The organism is Pseudomonas shirazensis (assembly GCF_050496565.1).
GTDB lineage: Bacteria > Pseudomonadota > Gammaproteobacteria > Pseudomonadales > Pseudomonadaceae > Aquipseudomonas > Aquipseudomonas shirazensis_A.
This window is the reverse complement of record NZ_JBNWAE010000009.1, coordinates 43,709-66,306: the sequence shown is the minus strand read 5'-3', so window position 1 is coordinate 66,306 and position 22,598 is coordinate 43,709. Positions and strand designations below refer to the sequence as shown.

The following is a 22,598-nucleotide window of genomic DNA, read 5'->3' as shown; positions in this document are numbered from 1 at the left end:
CAGGGCGAATGCGCATGCTAGCGCATTCGCGCTCAGCTCTGGTGAAGGTCGCGCCGCAGGTCCTGCAAGTACGGGAATGCCTGGCGGCCGGCCACGACCTGGTGCCTGTCCAGCTCCGCGTGCAGCTGGCATTCATTTTCGCCAGCCAGCGCCAGCACAGCGCCGTCCGGGCCGATGATGCTGCTCTGCCCGCAATACTGGATATCGCCTTCCGCGCCACAGTAATTGGCGTAGACCAGGTAGCACTGGTTTTCCTGGGCGCGGGCGCGCACGGTCACCTGGCAGACGAAGTCGTACGGCTTCATGTTTGCCGTCGGCACCAGAATCAGCTCGGCGCCGTCCAGCGCCAGGCGCCGGGCATTCTCGGCAAACTCGATGTCGTAGCAGATCAGCATGCCGACCTTCCAGCCGTTCAGCTCGACCACCGGAAAGTGATTGCTGCCGGCATCGAACATGGCCCGGTCCAGCTCACCGAACAGGTGCGTCTTGCGGTAGTTGCCCAGGCTGCGGCCATGGCTGTCGATCAACTGCACGCTGTTGTAGATGGCGCCGTCTTCGCCGCGCTCGGGGTAGCCATAGACAATGGCAATCCCCAGCGCCTGGGCGATCTCGACAACGGCCATGGCCGAGGGCCCTTCCGACTCTTCGGCCAGTTGCTCGACCTGTTCACTGCCGATGTTGTAGCCGGTCAGGAACATCTCCGGGCACACCAGCAACTGCGCGCCGTCGGCCGCAGCCTGGTGCGCCTGCTGCTGCAAACGTTCGAGGTTGCCAGCCAGATCGAGGGGGCCGGGGTGGCCTTGGAACAGAGCGATGCGCATGCCGCCTCCTGGTCAGTCGGGCAGGGCGATTGGCCCGAGCTCATCGAATACATCGCCTGGGCCGGGGTTGTCCGGGTGGGTCTTGCCGCCGAAGTGGTTGATGATACCCCACACCGCGTTCAGCGAAGTCTGCACCGCGCCTTCGACCCAGGCCGGGGTCCACGACACATCGTCGCCGGCGATGAAGATGCCGCGTTGCGCGCTCGGCAGGTGGTCCTGCATGAAGTGCGCGTACATCCGCTGGTTGTAGCGGTAGTGGCCCGGCAGCGCACCTTTGAAGGCGCCGAGGAAGTACGGGTCGGCCTCCCACGAGATGGTGATCGGGTCGCCGATGATATGCCCGGCAATATCGGTGTTCGGGTAGATCCGGTGCAGGGCGTCCAGCGCCAGCTGCACGCGTTTTTCCACCGGGTGCGGGAGCATCTTCAAGGCGTCGCTCATCCACGCGTAGGACAGGCAGATCACCCCCGGCTTGTCGTCGCCGTTATCGAACAGGTAGGTGCCACGGGTCAGGCGGTCGGTGAGGGTCATGCTCATCAGATCGCGGCCGGTTTCCGGGTCCTTGTCCTTCCAGAACGGCCGATCGACCATGACGAAGGTCTTCGACGATTGCATGTAGCGGGTGCGGTCCAGGGCCATCCACATCTTCTGCGAGAACAGCGATTCTTCGCAGTCGATCTGGGTGGTCAACAGCCAGCTTTGGCAGGTGGTCAGCACAGCGGCGTAGTGGCGGCAGCCGCCCCAGGTGTCGGTGACTGCCAGTTGGCCATCGCTGGCCCGGGCAATCCGTTTGACCCCGGTGCGCGGCGCGCCGCCATGCAATGAGCTGAGGCTGGTGCCGGCCGGCCAATGTGCGCAGCGCTCCGGCACATGGCGCCAGATGCCTTGAGGCACCTGCTCGACACCGCCGACGATCAAGTGCTGGTGATCGTCGCAGTTGGTCATCACCACGCGGAAGATTTCCAGCATCGAGTTGGGGAAGTCCGAGTCCCAGCCGCCGGTACCGAAGCCAACCTGACCAAACACCTCGCGGTGCTGGAAGCTGAGCTTGGCGAAGGCCTTGGAGGTGGCGACGAAGTCATAAAAGGTGCGGTCGTCCCACAGCGGTACAAGAGTGTTCCACAGCTCCTTCAGGCGCGGCACATCGCGGTCGCGAATGGCCTGCTGGATATCACCAAAGCGCGCGCCGGTTTCCAGCGCGTCCGCCCAGGCGTCGGCGACTTCCTGAAACAGCGCCGGCAGATCCGCCGCGCTTTCGGCGTAGTAGGTCTGGCCTTCCAGGTCGATGACGGTACTTGGCGAAGCAGGAGTCAGCGGGTTTGGGAACGGTTTGGTTTCCAGGCCCAGCTTGTCGACGTAATGGTAGAAAGCTGTCGAAGACACTGGAAAGCGCATGCCGCCCAGCTCGGCAATGATCCCGTCGGTGCCGTTGAAGGCTTGCGAACGCAGGCGCCCGCCCATTTTCGACGCTTCATATACCACTGGTTTGAGGCCAAGCTTCATCAGCTCGTAGGCCGCTACCAACCCCGCAATGCCGGCGCCGATAATCGCCACTTCTTCGCCCTGGCGCTCCAGCGGGATACTGCCAAGACCGGCCGGATGCTCCAGCCAGTCGTCGAAGGCGAAGGGGAAGTCCGGGCCAAAAATCGTGATCGGTTTCTTGCCGTCGGCGGGGTGGCGATTGTTGTTCATGTTATGACCTTGCCAGGGGCTGCGCGGAGGGCGAAGCGTGAGTATAGGAAATGCCTGGGGTCATTCTAGGGTGTGCTAGGTTCGTTATTAAGACTCATGCTGACGTCGTTTTAATCTGTGTTTCGCCATTTTGAGGTTAATTACGTCGTTATGACGAAAGCAGTAAGTGGCCTTCAGATCGGCTGCCCGCGGTCTATCTTGCTGCTGAGGATGATCGAGGTGGTGGTTTTTTCCACACCGTCCAGGCTGCCGATCTGGTCGAGCAACTGGTCCAGCTGTTCCGGCGACTCGCTGTGCAGCCACGCCACGTAGTCGAACTCGCCGCTCACGGCACACAGCTGTTGCACCTGGCCCATGGCAGTCATCCGCCGCACCACTTCCTTGCCTGCACGCGGTTGGACCTTGATCCCGACATACGCTTGCAGCCCACCGCCGATCAAGCGCTGGCCCAGGCGTACGCCGTAGCCGGCGATGACCTTGCTGTTTTCCAGGCGCTCAAGGCGTGAATTGACTGTGGTGCGGGCAATGCCCAGCTGCCGGGCGAGGTTGGCGACGCTTTCGCGGGCGTTGATCTGGAGCAGGGCGATCAGCTGGCGATCGATTTCGTCGAGGATGATTTGACGCGGTTGCGACATGTCGGCTCTCTGCAGCTGGAACTTGAGTGACGACACTTATAACGCAGATAAACCCACTGCGGCAGAGTCGCGGGCAGACTGGCGCGGATGATCTATGCTTTTGATATCAATCGAAGTTCGCACGCCAGCGGAGTCAGGCGTGATGGCCTGGCAATTACCGTTGAAGTCTTTACGCAGTTCCAGAGATGGGAAGGATGACCAGATCCAAAGACCTTACACAGCTGCAGGTAGATGGCATTTTTTGCATCAGCTTGCGCGATCGCGCCGATCGGCGTCTGCTGTTGGAGCGCGAGTTCGCGGGCAGCGGGCTGAAGATCGAATACGTGCTGGTCGAGCGCGATCAGCACAGCCCCGAACGGGGCTGTTTTGACTCCCATGTTGAATGCGCCCGTATTGCCTTGGAGCGCGGCTATCGGCGCGTGTTGATTCTCGAGGACGACGCCACGCTGGTAGCGTTCGAGCCGTTTCAGGTCGAGCAGGTCAACCGCTTTCTGCAGAGCGCCGATCCAGAGCTGTTCTACCTCGGCGCAAACCTGGGCAAGGTGTGGTTGACCTGGCGCCGCGGCATCGCTCGGGTGCGTGCCCGCGGCAGCCATGCTTATATATTGTCGAACCGCGGCTGTCAGCGCCTGCTGGAGCACGGCGGTTACGCGGGCACTGCTCTGGACAAGGTATTGGCGCAGCACTATCGCGGTTACATGGCCTTTCCCATGTTGAGCCAGCAACAGCCTGAAGAGATTGTCGCCAGCGACATCGTCCGCGCCCGCTCCACCGACGGTACCGCCGCCGATGCGGCATTCTGGCGAGATAACTGGCGTCGGCAGTACAGCCAGGTGCTGCGTAATGTGGGTAAGACGCTGTTGCTGCGGGACTTATGAGTGTTCTGCGCTGCTAGCCAGCGAATACAGGCAGGTTGATCTGGTAGCGTGTACTGCGCCCGCCGCCTGGCAGGCGTACCAGGCAGCCTTTTTCAATCAGGTCGCTGAGGTGGCGAGTTGCAGTGGCTTTCGACACCTTTGCCACCGCCTGGTACTGACCAGCATTGATGCCATCAGCAAAGCCACCGCGCTCGTTGAACAAATCGCCATCAAGCAGGCGGTTGAGCACTTTGATCTGCTCAGTCGAAAGCGCTTGCTGGCCATGCTCCTGCCAAAATCGAGACTTGGCCAGCACTCTGTCGATACGTCCCTTTGCCTGTTCAAGGCTACGCAGCAAGGTTTGCAGGAACCATGTCAGCCACGGAGTTATGTCCAGGCTGCCTTTCTGGCTGGCCTCAAGATTCTCGTAATAACCTTTGCGATCCTCAAGAATGCTCGCGGACATGGCGTAGAAGCGAATCGCCTGCGGTTCGCCCTGAGCCAGCGCCAGGTCGGTAATCGCCCGTGTCAGACGGCCATTGCCGTCGTCAAAAGGGTGCAGCGTGACGAACCAGAAGTGCGCAATCCCCGCGCGCAGGAATGGATCGAGGCTGGGGGCGTTGCGGGAGGCGGCGAACCAGTCCAGGAACCCTGATAACTGTTCATCCAGCCCTTGCCGAGGCGGTGCTTCGAAATGCACCTTGGGCCTGTCGAGCCGACCCGATACCACTTGCATCGGTTCTTCGCCACGCAAGCTGCCCACCCGCACAGGTGCAGACAGGCGCTGCTCGTCTGCCGGAAACAGCAAGTAATGCCAGCGCAGTAAACGCTCCAGTGTCAATGCTGCAGCCTGCTCGCGAGTGGCATCGAGCATCAACTCCGCCAGGCCCTCACTGCGCGGGCTGGCGCGGCCCTCGGCGTCCAGCCCCAACCGACGGGCCAGAGAGGATCGCACCGACTCGACATTAAGCTGTTCGCCCTCGATGGCCGAGCTGGTGATGATGTTCTGTAGCAGGGCGTCGAGGGTGCAGTGAGCCTGGTCGGTGGTGTTGGCAACACTGGCCATCCCAGTCAGACAAGCTTGTGCCAGAGCGCAGGCACGCAGTAACGGTGCGAGCGGCTCCTCTTGGCAGGTAAACGTTGGCCAATCGGCGTGTTGCCAGATCCAGAACGGGAGGGGCATGCGGGGAGAGCCTTCGGGTGTGAGCCGATTATAGGCCTTACTCGGCTCATTTTGTGAGCCGAATAGCGGTGCTAATCGGCTCACGGCGACTCGATGCGGAGGTGCTAGGCGCTCTCGATCGTGAGCTAACCGTTGTGGCTGAGGTCAGACCGACGCGGGATCTGATTGATCAGGCCAGCGCCGCCAAGTGCTCTACGGTTTCTGGATATCTTTGCACGAGGCGGATCAAGGTTACGGCCTGGGCATTTGGTTTGGCGCGCCCCTGCTCCCAGTTCTCCAAGGTGCGGGCATTGGTGCGCAGATACATGGCAAAGACCGGGCGGGACATGTTGAGCTTCTTGCGGATGCCAACCAGCTCGTCTGCACTGATCGCTGGCAATTCATTGAGTTGCACTTTGTGGGAACGGAGCGTGACCTTACCCTGACGCTCATCAGCCAGGGCTTCAAAGCCTTCGACCAGTTCGGCAAAAATGTCACGGGTCATGATTTGTTCCTCGCCTCGATTTCGGTGTCTAGCAGTTTCCTGAGAGCCTTCTTCTGGGGCTCGCTCAGGTCGTCCTGGACATCCTTGCCATAGACGGTAAATAACCAGAACTGAGCGCCACCCAGCCACCAGTAGTAAATGATCCGAATGCCACCACGCGTGCCCTTCTGGCGTTTTTCATCGGCGAAGCGGATTTTACGCAAGCCGCCTGTACCCTGGATCACATCCCCGGCTTCAGGATTTTTCAGGAGGACGGTCTGGAGAGCGCGAAAGGCCTCGTCATTCAGGTAGTCCACCCGATGCCTTTGAAACGGTGGAAGCTCGACAAACAGTGCCTTCATTTTTCTGTACGTCATCTGCGTATAGTTTGTGGTGCGTTAGGCGCGCCGTCAAGGTGGTCTGGTGCTCGTTGGTCAGCTTATCTGGATTGGCGACAGGATCCTCGTCGCGAAGGTGCAAGTAGGGCTTGAGCTTTATATCGATTTGTACCCGCTGATGGCGGGCTGTCCTAGCCATGTAGGCCTGCCTCTACCAATGGCTGAATGTGCCTGGCGAACAGGATGTGTCGGTTGCCAAGGTGGGCTAATTTTTGTGGCGGACACGAAAAAGCCGCGCAATGCGCGGCTATCAATTTGGTGGGCCCACACGGACTTGAACCGTGGACCAGAGGATTATGAGTAGCCTAGGAACACTAGAAGGTCAGTAAAGTCGTGCGCAAGTGAGCGCAGTTACAACCAGCTAAAAGCAGCGTACCTAACTGTGCTGAGCGAAATGTAGAGAAGTGTTCAAAAGCTTAGCACTGTACCGATGTTGTACTGTGCCAAGCGCCTAGCCGGTCAAGAAAATGTAAGAAAGGTATCCTCACGCTAGCGGAGTTAGAAAATCGATCAGAGCACGAACAGATTGAGATGAGTGTAGGCGTTCAGTACCTAGAAGCCCGCCCTGATCCACGATCACGCTCATCGACGAGCCTGGCTTGGCCCGTTGACCCATAAGACTGACTGCCGCTTTCACTCTCTTCGCTTGCTCAGCCGATGCGCGCTCGCTGTCGTCGTGCTCTGTACTCCATTGAAAACGATCATCCACAACTGCGAGGAAAGGGGTCAAATCAAGACACTCCTCAATCACGCTCTCAAGCGTGCCCTTATCCTGAGTAGAGTGTCGCCAAATGTAAGCGTATATATTTTCTTCAGCGCCTTGGTCATAGCCGCACGTATTAACTACATTGTTCCATGTCTCTGAGATCCAGGGGGAGTCGGAGATAACCGCAAAATCTTTGGAGATCTTGGCCAAAGTGCGTTGAGAGCCGATACTGTCTGCGTCGGCCATGAATAGATAACTGATTCTCGACGCTTTGGAACCCGTTGAGAATGCCTGTCCAACATTGTTTAGTACAAATAATTTTTCTAGAAATGGTGTAACGGATGATTTCCGGTTTGAACCTCCATAGTTAAAAATTAGTACAAGTTTTTCATCTTTTCTAAGGACATGGTCGGGTAGGAAGAATTTTTTCGCCATGTCAAGGCGTAGGTCATCTGCGACGTGGTCTTGAGCGCTTTTTTTAAATATTGAGCTAAACGGGTATGGGAATTCAGAAAAGCGAAGAGTTTGTCGCTCGTAATTGAATGCTTTCTCAAGTGTGAGTCTTGTGAAAGCCGCATCATGCGGCCCCTCACAGAAGATCAGGAGCGCCTGAATGTCAGCCATCAGTTCGCCTCCCTCAAGTCAACATCTCCAGCATCAAGAAGGCCTTTGAATTCATGTCCGGTAAACTCTCGAGCGGTGATCAAACCTTTATCCGATACTAATGCGTGGTAAGCCATGTCGTTATGCGTGCTGATGCCTTCAGCAAATGCATCAATGCACTCTTTGCTGTGGCTCGTTATAAAAACTTGGACGTTGAAAGTTAATACCATGTTGTGGATAAACTTTGCAAATGGGCCAATGAGCTTTGTGTGGATTGCGTTCTCAAACTCGTCGATTAACAATATGCCATTTTGGGATGAAGCGAACAGTAGAGAAAGGAAAAACATCCTCTGCAACCCTTCCCCGTATGCAGAAAGATCAACGCCCTGTTCAAAGCGATCATCGCTCACAAGGAACCGCTGCCTCTCGTCAGTTAGGCGGATGTCTTGAAGTGACGGTAGAATTTGCTCCTTCAAGAAGGAGAAAATTATTGGCAGGGCTTTCGCTTGCGTACTCCGATGGTAATAGTTGGCATAGCGATGAGGCTCATTTAGAAAAAATGGGCTTGTAAAAATCACGGGGCATAGGTGCTTTATGCTGTCGCCTTGAGTCTCCCTTTCACGTCCTTTGTACATGCGAGAGCACGATACGTTTCGGTGGATGCCAAACTTTGTATCTATTTCTATGGATGATAGGTATCGAGATTTATCTATGGTCGCATCTTCCTCCATTTGCGCTTTGATGCTGCTATGAGTTTTCTCGTTGTCGAATATGCCGCTGACTAAATATTCGTCACCGTTGATCTGTTCAAGGATCCACTCCGGATCTACTTGGTCCGCCGAAAATTTTCCACGGCGTCTCATAACTTCGAGTAGTCCATCGAAATCATTTTGCTTTGCCAGAAGGTAGATGGCCTCAAGTAAGGTGGTTTTGCCTGAGTTGTTAAGTCCTGCAAAAATATTTATCTTCGATAGTTTGTTTATTTTTAATTGGGTCAGTTTTTTGTAACGTTCGACAGAAATGCTAGTGAAGTGAGCATCAATTCGGTCATGGAATACAGATTTTTGATCCACCCCTGCTAAGCTCGTCGAGCTGACGGCACGTGTTCTGTTGATTATGCCCTGTAACTTTCCTTGCGCATGTTCAAGCTCAGAAAGATTCGACGGACGGATTGCTAGTTGGCTGAGTGTATCGATGTCAATAGCGATGGATTTTACTGCCGCTTCCTGTCTTTCCTTGAACACAAGATCGCTTGCACGATAGGCAGAATTCAGGTCTCTTGTGATTTTTAGCTGATCTAACGCTTTAGGATCAGATATGATCTTTGCTAGGAGATCAATATCGTCACGCTTGTTGATCGCAGGCTCGAGGTATTTTTCAGCTAAACCTACTTCACCATCGTCATCGGTCTCTTCCGCAGGCTCGCGAGACAGTAAAGAGAAGAAAAGATCTCTGTTTGTTGGGTGAGTTGCGGTAGCAGTCTCCTCATTCCAACCAAGCCATTCCTTGAGTGCCTGGCTCCTTACGGACTGCCTAAAGATCGGGAAGCGTGTCTCGTTGAATTGGTCGCCGTAGTCAGATGCTCTATATTGCGCTACGAGTGAAAGCGCTCGGAGGCTTCTCCTAAGCTCGACTTTCGAAATACCTATGCGCTTACATATTTCATTTTCGCTAATTTTATACGTGGAGTTCATTTTCTCCAATAATTTTGCTTGGTTCCACTCTCCCCATTTTTTGTTACCGCTGATGTGCTTTAGCGCCATCAAGGTTAGGTGATGCATTTCGTCAGCGTCGTTGTAAATTACGACGGGAATCTGGCTAAAAATCTCAGGGTCTAACTTTCCAATGTCTGCACCTTTGCTCTCACGGTCTTGGAATAAGACCTTTAGCGCCGCTACACGCCTATTGCCTTCAACTACAACATAGCCGCCGTCTGCTAATGCTCGAACTTGGATTTGGTCAACAGGTAGATAGCCGTTAGTCTTGAAGCTATCGATTAAATCCTGTATGTGTTGATTTCGCTCTCCAGTGATAAGCCGCAATGTACGCTGTGCAACTATTTTGTCCTTCGCGTGCTCGTCAGGCACGTCTATCTGCTCCTCCTCGTGAATGATTCGATAGTTATTTGGGTCCAGATGTAGGTTTCGGATGCTGAACCGTTTAGTGCTTGAAAGGGCTTGTGCTGAATCTTTGATTTCTTCTGCGTCGCTCATTATATTTTAAACCTGTATGGCCTTTATTCTGTGCATGGGGTTATATGCCTCATCTGCTCCGAAGGTGGAAGACGGGATAAAGCTATACATGTTCTCTGAGTCAAAAATGCTTGTGCTTTTCCGTCGATCATCCGTCCAATCTACACAGATTTTGTACGTGAGCTGATGGCTGTCGGCAAGTTCGTGATGCTTCGCCTCCAACGTATTCAGCGCGTCAGCCGCCGCTGCGTGGGCACCGTTTGCTGTCAGTAAAGGCGGGCTTTGCCCAATGAAACAGTCATACGTTGGAACGCCCATTGCGACTCCCTGCGTAGGGTGGATGTGAGGACTGCGTGTTTGTGTCTTGGCATGGTTGAGCATTTGGGAAGGATTGGAAAGCCCTGGACCTTATAAATTGTGAGCTCTACCCCAGCCCCAGTGTAGTGGTCTACTAACCCCGGACACCCATTTAGGCGAGAATGCCCGCCACAGAGAGGTGTCCGATGACCAAGCAACGCCGAACCTTTACCCCTGAGTTCAAGCGCGAAGCTGCCTGCCTGGTGCTCGATCAAGGCTACAGCCATGCCGAAGCTGCCAGTTCGCTCGGCTTGGTCGAATCGGCACTGCGCCGATGGGTTAATCAGCTTCAGCAGGAGCGCGGCGGCGTTACGCCGGCCAGCAAAGCGTGGACGCCAGAGCAGCAAAAAATCCGAGAGTTGGAAGCCCGGATCACGCGCCTTGAACGCGAGAAGTCGATACTAAAAAGGCTACCGCGCTTTTGATGTCGGAAGATCTCGAGCGTACTCGCTGATCCACCAGCTCAGCGCCCATGAGCCCATTGATTGTTTGTGCGAAGTGTTCGAAGTCAGTCGCTCAAGTTACTACGCACATCGTCACAGAAGGCGAACTCCGGACGTTGAACGACTGCGGTTGCGCAGTCGAGTGAATGAGTTGTTCAAGCGAGGTCGAAGTGCGCCCGGCAGCCGCACCATCATGGCAATGATGCAAGAAGAGGGTGAGCAAATCGGGCGGTTCAAGGTACGCAGCCTGATGCGTGAGCTGGCGTTGATCAGCAAGCAGCCAGGATCACATGCGTACAAAAGGCCACAGTGGAGCGGCCAGATATTCCGAATACCTTGAACCGAGCGTTTGATGTCGAAACGCCAAATCAGGTCTGGTGTGGAGACATCACTTACGTCTGGGCACAGGGCAAATGGCACTATCTGGCAGTTGTCCTGGATCTCTACGCACGCAGAGTGGTTGGTTGGGCCTTATCAGAAAAGCCGGATGGAGACTTGGTGGTCAAAGCGCTAGACGTGGCTTACGAACAACGTGGAAAGCCTCAAGGACTACTGTTCCACTCCGACCAGGGATCGCATTATGGCAGCCGTCAGTTCCGCCAGAGACTGTGGCGTTCTCGCATTCGCCAGAGCATGAGCCGCCGAGGCAACTGCTGGGATAATGCACCGATGGAGCGAGTCTTTCGCAGCTTGAAGTCAGAGTGGATACTGACCACGGGCTACCTGACCGGGCAGCAGGCTCAACGAGATATTGGCCAATACCTGATGAGCCACTACAACTGGATCCGATCTCATCAGTTCAACGATGGACTGGCTCCGGCGAAAGCTGAAGAAAAACTCAAAATCGTATCCGGGATGAGTTGACCACTACAGATGTGGTGAATCTCAATCCGCTGGCAACTCGCAAAGGAGGCGTAAATGGAGAATGAAACCGTTGAGAAGCAGACCGTATTGGAGCAACGGAAGGCCATGTTTGAGAGTGGCGAGTTGCAGCGCGAGTTTGCGAAGGCATTAATGACACCGCAAACTCTTGAGCGCATCGCTAGAGTCCTGGCCTCCCCGACGATGGCGCAACTGATCACTGCCCAGCAGCGATTTGCCCACGGCGTCATAAAGTACCTGCAGAGTCCTGAGATGCAGTCCGGGATAAAAGCCATTGAGAGGTTTATGGCTTCGCCACAGCTTCATCAAGCAGTCGGCTCTGCGGCAGAGTTATCTGCCGCTATGGAGCGGTTTGCTAGATCGCCACTTGCCGAGTATCTCCTGTCAGGGCGTGGACCCGACCTTGAGAAGATCGTGGCAGGGGCTGGCGATGCCTCTGTTGTTGTCACATCCAACTGCGAAGCGCGGGTTGTCACCGTTGAGCAGTTAGAGCTTGAGCGCCAGGTAGTAGAGCATCTGGAAAACGGCAAAGCCGTGGACGCGTTGTCGTCTACGCAGAAGGCTCGCCTATGGTCCGTGATGCGACTCATTCAGATGCTCTTCATCTTGCTTGGAGCACAGAATCTCGTGCGGGAAGAACTTTGTTTCTATCAGCCGAAATTGATGCCGGCGCTTAGCGCCTCACAGGTGGGGAAAGCGGTCAGGAACTTCATGTGTGAGCACAATGCTCCAATAGAAATTTTGCGCGATTACCGGACGGTTAAAGGCACAGGGGTTCGACTTAGAGTTGACCCGTCTATGAAGGCCGCTCAGGTGCAGGTTGCACTCGAGGATAGGATGTTGCTGGAAGTTTTGGATGCGTCCAACCGTGACTGGCTGCACGTCTCGGTCATAGGAGAGGAGGGGTTGGAAGGTTGGATCTCCCGGAGATACACCCACCGTTTGCTGCAGTAGCAGCGTTGATGTGGACGTTATGTGGACTTCCGGGCTTGTGAAATGTGCAGCTGCAACAGCTGGGTAGGTCAAAGGCCGCGCAAGGCGCGGCTTTCAATTTGGTGGGCCCACACGGACTTGAACCGTGGACCAAAGGATTATGAGTCCTCTGCTCTAACCAACTGAGCTATAGGCCCCAGAGGTGGCGGGGATTATAGCTAGGGTTTTGAATGGGTGCCATCCGAAAGATCCGATAGTGCTAAACGCAGGAAGCCTGCCGCGAATTCATCCGGCGGCAGCGGCAGGCTGACGATGTAGCCCTGGATCTGTTCACAGCCCTCAGCGGCGAGGAAATGCTGCTGTGCCTGGTTTTCTACCCCTTCGGCAATGATGGTCAGTTGCATGCTCCGGCCGAGGGCGATGATCGCGCGGGTGATCGCGGCGTCGTGGGGGTCGTCGGGCAAGCCGCGAATGAACGACTGGTCGATCTTGAGGATGTCCAGCGGCAAGCGCTTGAGGTAGCTCAGGGATGAATAGCCGGTGCCGAAGTCGTCGATCGCCAGTTGCACGCCGAGCTGCTTGAGCTGATGGAGCACGCTGAGGGCTTCTTCGGCCTGGCTCATGATGAAGTTTTCGGTGATCTCCAGCTGCAGGTCGCCGGCCTTGAGCTGATAGGTCTTGAGCAGTTGTTCGATGCGCTTGGCCAGGTGGGGCTGGCGCATCTGGGCGCCGGCGAGGTTGATCGACAACGGGCCGAACGATTGGTAGCGCTTCTGCCATTGGTGCATCTGCTGGCAGGCTTGTTCCAGCACCCAGTCGCCGAGCTGGAGGATGGTGCCGTTCTCTTCGGCGAGGTGAATGAAATGCTCCGGGGAGACGTCGCCGAAGGTTGGGTGGTTCCAGCGGATCAAGGCTTCGGCGCCGACCAGGTTTTGTGTCTTGAGGCTGAGCTTGGGCTGATAGCACAGGCTCAGCTCGTTGCGTTCGATGGCGCGGCGCAGTTCGTTCTCCAGGGCCACGCGCACGCTGGCCTGGGCGGTGAGGTCGCGGGTGTAGGCTTCGACCCGGTTGCGGCCTTTGGCCTTGGAGCGGTACATCGCGGCGTCGGCGTTGCGGATCAGGCTGGCGACGTCGCTGCCGTCTTGTGGATAGAGGCTGATGCCGATACTGGCACTGGTGAAGAACTCGTGCTCGCCGGCCTGGAACGGCGCGCTGAAGCAGGCCAGCAGTTTGTTGGCGATGGCGCTGGCGTCACTTGGCTTGTGCAGGCCAGGCAGCAGAATGATGAATTCGTCGCCGCCCAGACGCGCCACGGTGTCGACGTCGCGTACCTGTTCCTTGAGGCGTTGGGCGATGCCCTTGAGCAGCAGGTCGCCAACCGGGTGGCCGAGGCTGTCGTTGATGTGCTTGAAGCGATCGAGGTCGAGGAACAGCACCGCGCCCTGGCGATTGGACACCTGCGAGCACTGCAGCGCGGCATGCAGGCGGTTTTCGAACAGGGCACGGTTGGGCAGGCCGGTCAGTGGGTCGTGATGGGCCTGGTAATCCAGTTTGGCCTGGGCGTGCTTTAGGCTGGAGATGTCGGCAAACACCGCCACGAAGTGGGTGATCTCGCGCTCGCTGTTGCGCACGGCGCTGATGGTCAGCCAGCTGGGGTACAGCTCGCTGTTCTTGCGTTTGTTGAAGATCTCGCCTTGCCAGTGGCCTTCGGCAGTCAGCTGGTGCCACATGGCAACGTAGAAGGCGCTGTCGTGCTGGCCGGAGGCGAGCAGGCGCGGGGTCTGACCAAGGGCTTCGATCTCGCTGTAACCGGTGATTTCGCTGAACGCCCGGTTGACCGCAGTGATGCGCTGATCGGTATCGGTGATCAACACGCCTTCAGCGGTGTTTTCGAACACAGTGGCGGCCAGTTGCAGTTTTTCCTGCATAAGGTGGCGTTCGGTGATGTCGCGGGCGATGGTCAGCATGCAGTCGGCGCCGGCAATCGGCAGCGGTCTGGCTGACAGCTCGCAGAGGCGAATCTGGCCATCGCTGCGCCGGATGTGGCAGCTGAAATCACGCACGAAGCCGTCTTTTTTGAGCTTGCTCAGCAGCAGTTTGCGTTCGTTGAGGTCGACCCAGATGCCCAGATCCAGCGAGGTCTGGTCAAGACGCGGGTCAAGGTTGTAGCCGGTCAGGCGGCAGAAGCCTTCGTTGACCTCGAGCAGCAGGCCGTCGCTTTGCCTGGACAGCAGCAAGCCGTCGGGCGAGGCGTGGAAGGCCTTGGCAAATTTCTCTTCGGAGATCTGCAGGCGCTGCTGGGTTTCCTTCAGCTCGCTGATGTCGCGTACGGCCACGACCAGCGCCGGGGTGCCGTCGAGGTCGAAGGTCTCGGCCGAGGTGAGGCCGGTGAACAACTCGCCGTTGCTGCGCCGGAAGCTCATCTCGAGGTTGCGAATGCCACCCAGGTGCAAGCGCTCGAGTACGCTTGGGCCGCTGCCGCTGACGCCCCACAGGCCTAGTTCGGTAGCGGTGCGGCCGATTACCTGATTGGGGCCGAGGCCGATCTGCTCTTCGAATGCCTCGTTGACCTCAAGAAGGCAGCCGTCACTGTGTCGGGCAATCAGCAGGATGTCCGGGCATTGCTGGAACACCGAGGCGAACTTCTGCTCGGACAGGCGCAAGGCATGCTCGGTACGCTTTGTCTCGCTGATATCGATCATCAGGCCGCGCATCACCGAGCGTTGGCCCTGTTCGATCATGCTGACGATGTCGCGCACCCACAGCGTATGGCCATCGGCGCGGATTACTCGGTAGTCGAGGCTGTGGTCGCGGCCGGCGGCAGTTTCGCTGTCGCAGTAGGCCTTGGCCCAGAGCGCGTCCTCGGGATGCACGATGCTGCTCCAGAAACCGGATCTGAGCCAGTCACCCAGGCTGTAACCGAGCAGGTCTTCGGCGTGGGGCGAGACGTAGCTGTAGGTGAAATCGTTGGCGTCGGCTTCCCATGCGACCGCCGACAGGCTTTCGACCAGGCTGCGGTAATGGTATTCGCTGCTGCGCAGTTCCTGTTCAAGCGCTATGCGCCGGGATATTTCCGAGCTGAGCCGGCGATTGATGCGGATTACGGCAGCGAGCACCAGCATCAGCAGCACAACCGTCGGCAGGCCATAGAGCAGCATGTCGTGCCAGAAGCTGCGCTGATCTACCACGTTGCCGACCCAGCGCTGTTGGATGTCGTTGACTTCATCGCTGCTCATATCGGCGATGACTTTGTCGAGGATGGCTACCAGTTGCTTGTTGTCCCGGGGTACGCCCATCGCCAACTGGTAGCGGTAGGGTGTTTCGCCGCTGACGTAAAGGCCATCGAGCTTGAGCTCGCGCAGGCTCCAGATGCTCGAAGCAAGGTCGCCGACCACGGCGTCCACTTCGTCGGTCGCCAAGGCTTGCAGGGCCGAGCTGACATTGGGCAGGGCGACCAGATTGAGGTCGGGGTGGTGTGTACGCAGCAGTTCATGGGGCGCGTAGTTTTCAACCACCGCGATCTTCAGCCCATACAGATCCTTGAGCGTACGCGGTTGCGGGCCGCCTTCATGGGCCATGATAACGATCGGGAAGTCCAGATACGGGCGGGTGAAGGACAGGTAGTTTTGCCGTTCTGGGGTCGACATCACGCCCGGCAGCAAGTCGAGCTGATTGTTGCGGGCGAGTTCGAGCACCTCGCTCCAGGTCTTCGGCTCGGTCGGCTTGAGGGTGACGCCAAGACGCTCCTGGATCACATTGATGTAATCGGCGGCCAGTCCCTGGTAAAGGCCCTCCTGATCGCGAAACTCGAACGGGGGCCAGGATGCGTCCACGCCCAGGCGCAGCTGTGGATGGGCGCTGAGCCAGGCTTGCTCGTCTTCAGTCAGGGTCAGGGCGCCGGCGGTTGCGCTCCAGTAAAACAGGATCAGCAACAGTAGGGCCGGCATTCTCGGCATAGCAGCCTCTTTGCAGATAGTCTGAATTCGAGTGTAGCCGTGCATTGCTGAGGGGTGTGAGGGTAAGACGATTAACTTCGGCAGGAATTCAACAGCTGGCGGGATTGCCCCGACAACTGCACGGCGAGTGCTGGTACTTTTTCGATGGCCAAGAAAAACCCCGGCCTGGGCCGGGGTTTGTCATCACTCGTCGAGGAAGGAGCGTAGATGCTCGCTTCTGGTCGGGTGGCGCAACTTGCGCAGCGCTTTGGCTTCAATCTGACGAATCCGCTCACGGGTTACGTCGAATTGTTTGCCGACCTCTTCAAGGGTGTGATCGGTGTTCATGTCGATCCCGAAACGCATGCGCAGCACTTTGGCTTCACGTGCGGTCAGGCCGCCCAGAACATCACGAGTCGCTTCCTTGAGGCTTTCGACGGTAGCTACATCGATTGGCGACTGCATGGTCGAGTCTTCGATGAAGTCACCCAGGTGCGAATCTTCGTCATCACCAATCGGCGTCTCCATGGAGATTGGCTCTTTGGCGATTTTCAGCACCTTGCGGATCTTGTCCTCAGGCATCTCCATACGCTCGCCAAGTTCTTCCGGGGTCGGTTCGCGACCCATTTCCTGCAGCATCTGCCGGGAAATACGGTTGAGCTTGTTGATCGTCTCGATCATGTGCACCGGAATACGGATGGTGCGCGCCTGGTCGGCAATCGAGCGGGTGATGGCCTGACGAATCCACCAGGTGGCGTACGTCGAGAACTTGTAACCACGACGGTATTCGAACTTGTCGACCGCCTTCATCAAACCGATGTTGCCTTCCTGGATCAAATCGAGGAATTGCAGGCCACGGTTGGTGTACTTCTTGGCGATCGAAATCACCAGACGCAGGTTGGCCTCGACCATCTCTTTCTTGGCGCGACGGGCCTTGGCCTCGCCGATCGACATGCGACGGTTGATGTCCTTGATTTCGGCAACGGTCAGACCGGTTTCGTTTTCAAGGTCTACCAGCTTCTGCTGGCAGGCAACGATGGCATCGTTCTTTTCGCCCAGCGCTGCAGCCCACTTGGTGCTGCGCTTGGAGAGGTCACCGCTCCAGGTCTGGTCGACTTCGTTGCCCGGGAACAGACGCAGGAAGTCGGCACGCGGCATGCGCGCATCACGTACGCACAGCTGCATGATTGCGCGTTCTTGCTGACGCAGGCGGTCCAGGGCACCACGAACGCGCTCGACGAGCACTTCGAACTGCTTGGGCACCAGCTTGATCGGCATGAACAGCTCAGCCAGAACCTGCATCGCGCCAATGCTTTCGGCATGGCTGCGACCGTGCTTCTTGAGCACTTTGAGGGTAATCGCGAGCTGGTCGGACACGGCGCCGAAGCGCTGCTGGGCGAGGACTGGGTCGGGACCGCTTTCGGTCTCTTCTTCGTCTTCGCTGTCGTCTTTCTCTTCGTCCTCTTCCTCGTCGTCCTTGGCTGCAGCGGCGTTTTTGGCGCCTAGCTGCGGAGCTTCTTCGGACGGCGTGGCGATATTGTCGTCAGGGTCGATGTAACCGCTGAAGACGTCGGACAGGCGACCACCTTCGGTGGTGACGCGGGTGTATTCGCCGAGGATGTAGTCGACAGTACCCGGGAAATGGGAGATAGCCCCCATGACCTCACGAATGCCTTCCTCGATCCGCTTGGCGATTTCGATCTCGCCTTCGCGGGTCAGCAGCTCGACAGTACCCATTTCGCGCATGTACATGCGCACCGGGTCGGTCGTGCGGCCGATATCGGTCTCGACAGCAGCCAGTGCTGCGGCGGCTTCTTCGGCTGCGGCCTCATCAGTGTCGGCTTCCGCCAACAACAGGGCATCCGCATCCGGAGCAGTCTCGAATACGTTGATCCCCATGTCGTTGATCATGCGGATGATGTCTTCCACCTGCTCTGGATCTGAAATATCCTCAGGCAGATGGTCGTTGACCTCCGCGTAAGTCAGGTAGCCCTGCTCACGACCGCGGGTGATCAACTCTTTGATACGAGATTGCTGTTGCGCTTTTCCGGACATAACACCCTATCCACTGAAGGTCTTGGCGGGCAAAAAAACAAGCCGAGGATTATACCCGAATAAGGGCCTCACGCGCCAGATGAGGTCGGGTTTTGTGCAGGAACTTTGCGGCTCAGCAGGGCCAAAAGCTGAGATTTTTCCTCTGGACTCAAGTCACTTTGACGCGCTTTGCGCATCAGATGTTCCAGGCTGCGCTCGCGTTGGCGAGCCGATAAGCTAGTAATGGTGTCGAAAAACTGTTGTTCAAGGTTATCGGCATCGATCAGCCATTCCTTTTCTGCCAGGGCGCGCAATAAACGGCCCTGGTCAGTGCCGTGCCAGCGTGCAATCAGTTGCATTGAGCTTAGCTTAGGATTCTTCTGTGCAGCCTCGATCAGCGAAATCAGCAGCTGGTTGTACACATGCTCTTCGTCGGCGAAGTGGCTGGCGTCTTCGACCTTGCCAGCCAGCAACGGGTAATGCAGCAGGGTGCGCAAGGCCGACAGCGTGGGCGGTTCGACCGGCGCCGGCACCCGTGGCGGGGCCTCGCGCTGGCCATCCCGTTGCCAGGGTTTACCGCCTTTCTTGTCCCAGGGTTTTTTCTCCCACTGCTTTTTGCCGCCACCTTTGTTCGGTGTCCAGGGCCTTTGCTCTTGCTGCGCGCCGTAGTCGGGCTGGTGCGCTTCGGCATAGTCGGGGGTGTAGCTGGCCATGGCGTCGTAGTCGAAGCCTGGGTCGTAATCGGGCACGCTGGCCGCCGGCGCATTCTGCGCCAGCTGCTCGACTTGCTGAGTATCCAGCCCGGTGATTTCCTTGAGGCGGTTGCGCATCAATTGGCGCAGGTTGGCGCCGGGGACTTTTTCGATCAGCGGTGCAGCCAGGGTCGCCATGTGCGCCTTGCCTTCCAGTGAGCGAGGATCGGCCTCGTTGCTCAATTGCTCGAAAAAGTAATCCGCCAGCGGTTGTGCGTGCTGGATGATGCGCGCGCGGAACGCGTCGGTGCCTTCGGCGCGGACCAGGCTGTCCGGGTCTTCGCCTTCGGGCAGGAACAGAAAGCGTGCGCGGCGACCGTCCTGCAGGCTCGACAGGGTCGACTCCAGTGCACGCCAGGCTGCCTTGCGGCCGGCCTGATCGCCGTCAAAGCAGAACAGCACGCTCGGCACTACCCGGAACAGACGCTTGAGGTGCTCTTCGCTGGTGGCAGTGCCGAGGGTCGCTACGGCATTGCGCAGGCCTTGCTGAGCCAGGGCGATGACGTCCATATAGCCTTCGACGACGATGATTTCGTCGAGGCTGCGGTTGTGCTTGCGCGCTTCATACAGGCCGTACAGCTCCTGGCCTTTGTGAAATACCGGAGTCTCCGGCGAGTTCAGGTACTTGGGCTTGTCGTCACCCAGCACGCGGCCGCCAAAAGCAATGATGCGGCCACGACTGTCGCGGATCGGGAACATCACCCGGTCGCGGAAGCGGTCGTAGCGCTTGCCGCTTTCGGCATTCTCGATCAGCAGGCCGGCATCGATCATGACCTTTTGCTGCAGGCTGTCGGCCCCCAGATGCTTCATCAGGTTGTCCCAGCCGGGCGGAGCGAAGCCCAGGCTGAAATCACGGGCGATCTCACCGGACAGGCCACGCCCCTTGAGGTAATCAACAGCGGCCTTGCGCGTCTGATGGCTACGCAGCGCCTGGCGGTAGTACTCGGCGGCAGCTTCCAGCAACGGGTACAGCGGCGAGTCGGTCGGCTGACGGGGCTTGTTGCCACGTCGGCCTTCCTCGCGCGGGACTTCCATGCCGGCACTGCGGGCGAGGTCTTCGACGGCCTGGGGGAAATCCAGGTTGTCGTGGTCCATGACGAAGCCGAGCGCGTTACCACCCGCGCCGCAGCCGAAGCAGTAATAGAACTGCTTGTCGGGGCTGACCGTGAACGACGGCGACTTTTCTTTGTGGAACGGGCAGCAGGCAGAGTAGTTCTTGCCGGTTTTTTTCAGCTGGACGCGCGAACTCACCACGTCGACTATGTCGGTGCGGTTAAGCAGGTCGTCAATGAAGCTCTGGGGAATCAGCCCGGCCATGGCAGTCTCGTCATCGTGCAGTCGGCAAGTCTAATCGCTAACGCAAGGGTGCGGGAATGATGGGTGCGGTGCGATGCAGTGAGGGTAAAGCGAGGGGAGTGTGCGCGTCGCCAGCCACAAGGGCTCGTCAGACAGGGACGGCACGCCTGGTCGCGAGGACCAGTTCTGACGTGTGTTACGCTTGCCGGCTGCTCTAGGTAGCTGGCGCCTCGGGCTCGCACCTGAGGGTTGAAGCTGCTGCTGCCAACTGCCCGGGGTTAGCCGGGCAGGGCAGAAGCTTTGCGACGAACGTCTGTATTAGTACAGACGAACGGCGCGGCGCTGTTCGCGCTGCACTTTCTTCGCGTGACGCTTGACTGCAGCAGCAGCCTTGCGCTTACGCTCGGAAGTTGGCTTTTCGTAAAACTCGCGGCTACGCACTTCAGCCAGTACACCGGCTTTTTCGCAGGAGCGCTTAAAACGACGCAGAGCTACGTCGAAGGGTTCGTTCTCTTTTACTTTGACGGCTGGCATCCAGGGCTACCTTCGTTCGTTACCGGGGTAGACGTGCTCCTGACAAAAATAAAGATGCGCTGGAGAACGTCGGTTTTCAAGGGTTGCGGATGTTAACGCTAAGCTGACCGGAATGCAAAGCCTCTGATCGAAAACCGCTGGTCGGCACTGTGCACGGGGACTATCATGCGCGCCTTCGAATTCAGCCTAAACAAGGCACAGACCCATGCTAGTACTGGGATTGGAAACATCCTGCGATGAAACCGGCGTCGCATTATACGACAGTGAACGCGGTTTGCTCGCTGATGCACTGTTCAGTCAAATCGACCTGCACCGCGCCTACGGCGGCGTTGTGCCCGAGCTCGCCTCGCGTGATCACGTCAAGCGCATGCTGCCGTTGATCCGCGAAGTGCTGGCGGATGCCGGCGCGGTTGCCAGCGATATCGACGCGATTGCCTACACCGCAGGCCCGGGCCTGGTCGGCGCGCTGCTGGTGGGCGCCTCCTGCGCGCAGTCGATGGCATTTGCCTGGGATATCCCGGCAATCGGCGTGCATCACATGGAAGGTCACCTGCTCGCGCCGATGCTCGAAGAGCAGCCGCCGCAGTTCCCGTTCGTCGCTTTGTTGGTGTCCGGCGGCCATACCCAGTTGGTTCGGGTCGATGGTATCGGCCAGTACCAGTTGCTCGGCGAGAGCCTGGATGACGCCGCCGGCGAGGCCTTCGACAAGACTGCCAAGTTGATCGGCCTGAACTACCCCGGCGGCCCGGAAATCGCCCGCCTGGCCGAGCAGGGTGTGCCGGGACGCTTCACGTTCCCGCGGCCCATGACCGACCGCCCTGGGCTGGAATTCAGCTTCAGTGGCCTCAAGACCTCGGCGCTGAACACCTGGAACAAGTGCCGCGACGCCGGTGACGACACCGAGCAAACCCGTTGCGACGTGTCGCTGGCGTTCCAGCAGGCGGTAGTCGACACTCTGACCATCAAGTGCAAGCGTGCCCTGCAGCAGACCGGCCTCAAGCGCCTGGTGATTGCAGGCGGGGTCAGTGCCAATACCGCGTTGCGCGCATCGCTGGAAGGCATGCTCGCCACGATCAAGGGCAATGTCTACTACGCGCGTCCGCGCTTTTGCACCGACAACGGCGCGATGATCGCCTATGCCGGTTGCCAGCGTTTGCTGGCCGGGCAGCAGCAGGATCTGGCGATCAGCGTGCAGGCGCGCTGGCCGATGGAGCAGTTGCCGCCGATCAGATCGGTTGATTTAAGGGTTGGGGCGGCGTCAGAAATGCCGTTCGCGCCCAGCGAACAGGTCGCGCAGGTTGCGCCGATGGCGCCAGACGATGAGTAGCGTCAGCACGCTCATCGGCAGCAGCGCCGCCGGCTCGCGCCAGGCCAGCAATGGCAGGGTCAGCGGGGTGGCGATCAACGCGGCAAGTGAGCTGGTGCGAGTCAGGTAGAAGGTTACCAGCCAGGCCGTGATGGCCAGCAGGGCGGCTGGAATGTACAAGGCCAGGAGCACGCCGGCAGCAGTGGCCACGCCCTTGCCGCCACGGAAGCGGAAGTACACCGGGAACAGGTGGCCGATGACCGCGCACAGGCCGATCCAGGCTTGCTGCTGCAGGCCCAGCCCGGCTTGCTCGGCCAGCAGCACGGGCACGATGCCCTTGCACAGGTCGCCCAGCAGGGTCAGGATCGCCATCTTGCGCCCAGCCAGGCGCAGCATGTTGGTCGCCCCGGCATTGCCCGAACCGCTTGAGCGAGGGTCGGGGTTACCGCTGAGGCGGCTCAGAACAATGGCAAAGGACAGCGAGCCAAGCAGGTAGGCGAGCATCGCCAATAACCAAAACATGCTAACTATTCCGGGCGAGGACGCCTTGATTCTAACGGCGCCAGTCGCCCTTGT

15 protein-coding genes, 1 tRNA gene and 2 pseudogenes are annotated in these 22,598 nt (G+C 58.1%); 4 read left to right on the top strand and 14 right to left on the bottom strand.

Features of this window, described 5'->3' with window-relative positions; genetic code table 11:
- Positions 1–32 precede the first annotated feature (32 nt).
- From ACQZ2L_RS14760 to ACQZ2L_RS14750, 3 genes are all read right to left on the bottom strand, one after another.
- Positions 33–821 (bottom strand): carbon-nitrogen hydrolase family protein, encoded by a 789-nt coding sequence (locus tag ACQZ2L_RS14760; RefSeq protein WP_430326741.1) that lies wholly within the window; start codon positions 819–821, stop codon positions 33–35.
- 12 nt (positions 822–833) lie between these two features.
- Complete coding sequence (locus ACQZ2L_RS14755; RefSeq protein ID WP_430326740.1) at positions 834–2,513, bottom strand: flavin monoamine oxidase family protein; 1,680 nt, start codon at positions 2,511–2,513, stop codon at positions 834–836.
- Between the two features lie 173 nt (positions 2,514–2,686).
- Positions 2,687–3,148 (bottom strand): Lrp/AsnC family transcriptional regulator, encoded by a 462-nt coding sequence (locus ACQZ2L_RS14750; protein WP_101322405.1) that lies wholly within the window; start codon positions 3,146–3,148, stop codon positions 2,687–2,689.
- Between the two features lie 194 nt (positions 3,149–3,342).
- Between ACQZ2L_RS14750 and ACQZ2L_RS14745 the strand changes: the two genes are divergently transcribed.
- The gene (locus ACQZ2L_RS14745) at positions 3,343–4,026 is read left to right on the top strand and encodes a hypothetical protein (RefSeq protein WP_430326739.1); all 684 of its coding nucleotides are present in this window, start codon (positions 3,343–3,345) and stop codon (positions 4,024–4,026) included.
- Between the two features lie 13 nt (positions 4,027–4,039).
- Here the strand turns inward: ACQZ2L_RS14745 and ACQZ2L_RS14740 are convergent, their stop codons facing one another.
- The 5 genes from ACQZ2L_RS14740 to ACQZ2L_RS14720 form a co-directional block, all read right to left on the bottom strand.
- The gene (locus ACQZ2L_RS14740; RefSeq protein ID WP_430326738.1) at positions 4,040–5,188 is read right to left on the bottom strand and encodes a Fic family protein; all 1,149 of its coding nucleotides are present in this window, start codon (positions 5,186–5,188) and stop codon (positions 4,040–4,042) included.
- A 169-nt stretch (positions 5,189–5,357) separates the two neighbouring features.
- Positions 5,358–5,672: a helix-turn-helix domain-containing protein gene (locus ACQZ2L_RS14735; protein WP_430326737.1), complete on the bottom strand. Its 315-nt coding sequence runs from the start codon at positions 5,670–5,672 to the stop codon at positions 5,358–5,360.
- On the bottom strand, positions 5,669–6,013 hold the full coding sequence (locus tag ACQZ2L_RS14730; protein WP_430326736.1) for a toxin: 345 nt from the start codon (positions 6,011–6,013) through the stop codon (positions 5,669–5,671). The genes ACQZ2L_RS14735 and ACQZ2L_RS14730 overlap by 4 nt, the downstream gene beginning before the upstream one ends.
- Before the next feature lie 520 nt (positions 6,014–6,533).
- Positions 6,534–7,379 carry a hypothetical protein gene (locus tag ACQZ2L_RS14725; RefSeq protein WP_430326735.1) on the bottom strand — a complete coding sequence of 282 codons (846 nt, stop codon included), beginning with the start codon at positions 7,377–7,379 and terminating at the stop codon, positions 6,534–6,536.
- Positions 7,379–9,571, bottom strand: a complete 2,193-nt coding sequence (locus ACQZ2L_RS14720; protein ID WP_430326734.1) for an AAA family ATPase — start codon at positions 9,569–9,571, stop codon at positions 7,379–7,381. Before ACQZ2L_RS14720 ends, ACQZ2L_RS14725 begins: the two co-directional genes overlap by 1 nt.
- A gap of 482 nt (positions 9,572–10,053) precedes the next feature.
- On the opposite strand from ACQZ2L_RS14720, the pseudogene ACQZ2L_RS14715 reads away from it, so the two are divergent.
- Together ACQZ2L_RS14715 and ACQZ2L_RS14710 are read left to right on the top strand one after the other, a co-directional pair.
- Positions 10,054–11,214, top strand: a pseudogene (locus ACQZ2L_RS14715) (IS3 family transposase).
- A gap of 54 nt (positions 11,215–11,268) precedes the next feature.
- Positions 11,269–12,186 carry an SH3 domain-containing protein gene (locus ACQZ2L_RS14710; protein ID WP_430326733.1) on the top strand — a complete coding sequence of 306 codons (918 nt, stop codon included), beginning with the start codon at positions 11,269–11,271 and terminating at the stop codon, positions 12,184–12,186.
- Between the two features lie 99 nt (positions 12,187–12,285).
- Here ACQZ2L_RS14710 and ACQZ2L_RS14705 read toward each other — a convergent pair.
- From ACQZ2L_RS14705 to rpsU, 5 genes are all read right to left on the bottom strand, one after another.
- Positions 12,286–12,362 (bottom strand) — tRNA-Ile (locus ACQZ2L_RS14705).
- Positions 12,363–12,383: 21 nt separating this feature from the next.
- Positions 12,384–16,121, bottom strand: coding sequence for a bifunctional diguanylate cyclase/phosphodiesterase (locus ACQZ2L_RS14700; protein ID WP_430326732.1), 3,738 nt, complete (start codon positions 16,119–16,121; stop codon positions 12,384–12,386).
- Positions 16,122–16,304: 183 nt separating this feature from the next.
- Positions 16,305–18,155, bottom strand: a complete 1,851-nt coding sequence (gene rpoD, locus ACQZ2L_RS14695) for an RNA polymerase sigma factor RpoD (protein ID WP_430326731.1) — start codon at positions 18,153–18,155, stop codon at positions 16,305–16,307.
- A 68-nt stretch (positions 18,156–18,223) separates the two neighbouring features.
- On the bottom strand, positions 18,224–20,203 hold the full coding sequence (gene dnaG, locus ACQZ2L_RS14690; RefSeq protein WP_430326730.1) for a DNA primase: 1,980 nt from the start codon (positions 20,201–20,203) through the stop codon (positions 18,224–18,226).
- A gap of 297 nt (positions 20,204–20,500) precedes the next feature.
- On the bottom strand, positions 20,501–20,716 hold the full coding sequence (gene rpsU / locus ACQZ2L_RS14685) for a 30S ribosomal protein S21 (RefSeq protein WP_002551877.1): 216 nt from the start codon (positions 20,714–20,716) through the stop codon (positions 20,501–20,503).
- Positions 20,717–20,921: 205 nt separating this feature from the next.
- Between rpsU and tsaD the strand changes: the two are divergent.
- Positions 20,922–21,944, top strand: a pseudogene (gene tsaD / locus ACQZ2L_RS14680) (tRNA (adenosine(37)-N6)-threonylcarbamoyltransferase complex transferase subunit TsaD); the annotation flags it as partial.
- A gap of 30 nt (positions 21,945–21,974) precedes the next feature.
- Here the strand turns inward: tsaD and plsY are convergent.
- Positions 21,975–22,544, bottom strand: a complete 570-nt coding sequence (gene plsY / locus ACQZ2L_RS14675; RefSeq protein ID WP_103435199.1) for a glycerol-3-phosphate 1-O-acyltransferase PlsY — start codon at positions 22,542–22,544, stop codon at positions 21,975–21,977.
- Between the last annotated feature and the right edge of the window lie 54 nt (positions 22,545–22,598).

Excerpts from the sequence above, each read along its gene's own strand:
- ACQZ2L_RS14760 (WP_430326741.1), bottom strand. The coding sequence starts at position 821 with ATGCGCATCGCTCTGTTCCAAGGCCACCCCGGCCCCCTCGATCTGGCT.
- ACQZ2L_RS14755 (WP_430326740.1), bottom strand. The coding sequence starts at position 2,513 with ATGAACAACAATCGCCACCCCGCCGACGGCAAGAAACCGATCACGATT.
- ACQZ2L_RS14750 (WP_101322405.1), bottom strand. The coding sequence starts at position 3,148 with ATGTCGCAACCGCGTCAAATCATCCTCGACGAAATCGATCGCCAGCTG.
- ACQZ2L_RS14745 (WP_430326739.1), top strand. The coding sequence starts at position 3,343 with ATGACCAGATCCAAAGACCTTACACAGCTGCAGGTAGATGGCATTTTT.
- ACQZ2L_RS14740 (WP_430326738.1), bottom strand. The coding sequence starts at position 5,188 with ATGCCCCTCCCGTTCTGGATCTGGCAACACGCCGATTGGCCAACGTTT.
- ACQZ2L_RS14735 (WP_430326737.1), bottom strand. The coding sequence starts at position 5,672 with ATGACCCGTGACATTTTTGCCGAACTGGTCGAAGGCTTTGAAGCCCTG.
- ACQZ2L_RS14730 (WP_430326736.1), bottom strand. The coding sequence starts at position 6,013 with ATGAAGGCACTGTTTGTCGAGCTTCCACCGTTTCAAAGGCATCGGGTG.
- ACQZ2L_RS14725 (WP_430326735.1), bottom strand. The coding sequence starts at position 7,379 with ATGGCTGACATTCAGGCGCTCCTGATCTTCTGTGAGGGGCCGCATGAT.
- ACQZ2L_RS14720 (WP_430326734.1), bottom strand. The coding sequence starts at position 9,571 with ATGAGCGACGCAGAAGAAATCAAAGATTCAGCACAAGCCCTTTCAAGC.
- ACQZ2L_RS14710 (WP_430326733.1), top strand. The coding sequence starts at position 11,269 with ATGGAGAATGAAACCGTTGAGAAGCAGACCGTATTGGAGCAACGGAAG.
- ACQZ2L_RS14700 (WP_430326732.1), bottom strand. The coding sequence starts at position 16,121 with ATGCCGAGAATGCCGGCCCTACTGTTGCTGATCCTGTTTTACTGGAGC.
- rpoD (WP_430326731.1), bottom strand. The coding sequence starts at position 18,155 with ATGTCCGGAAAAGCGCAACAGCAATCTCGTATCAAAGAGTTGATCACC.
- dnaG (WP_430326730.1), bottom strand. The coding sequence starts at position 20,203 with ATGGCCGGGCTGATTCCCCAGAGCTTCATTGACGACCTGCTTAACCGC.
- rpsU (WP_002551877.1), bottom strand. The coding sequence starts at position 20,716 with ATGCCAGCCGTCAAAGTAAAAGAGAACGAACCCTTCGACGTAGCTCTG.
- plsY (WP_103435199.1), bottom strand. The coding sequence starts at position 22,544 with ATGTTTTGGTTATTGGCGATGCTCGCCTACCTGCTTGGCTCGCTGTCC.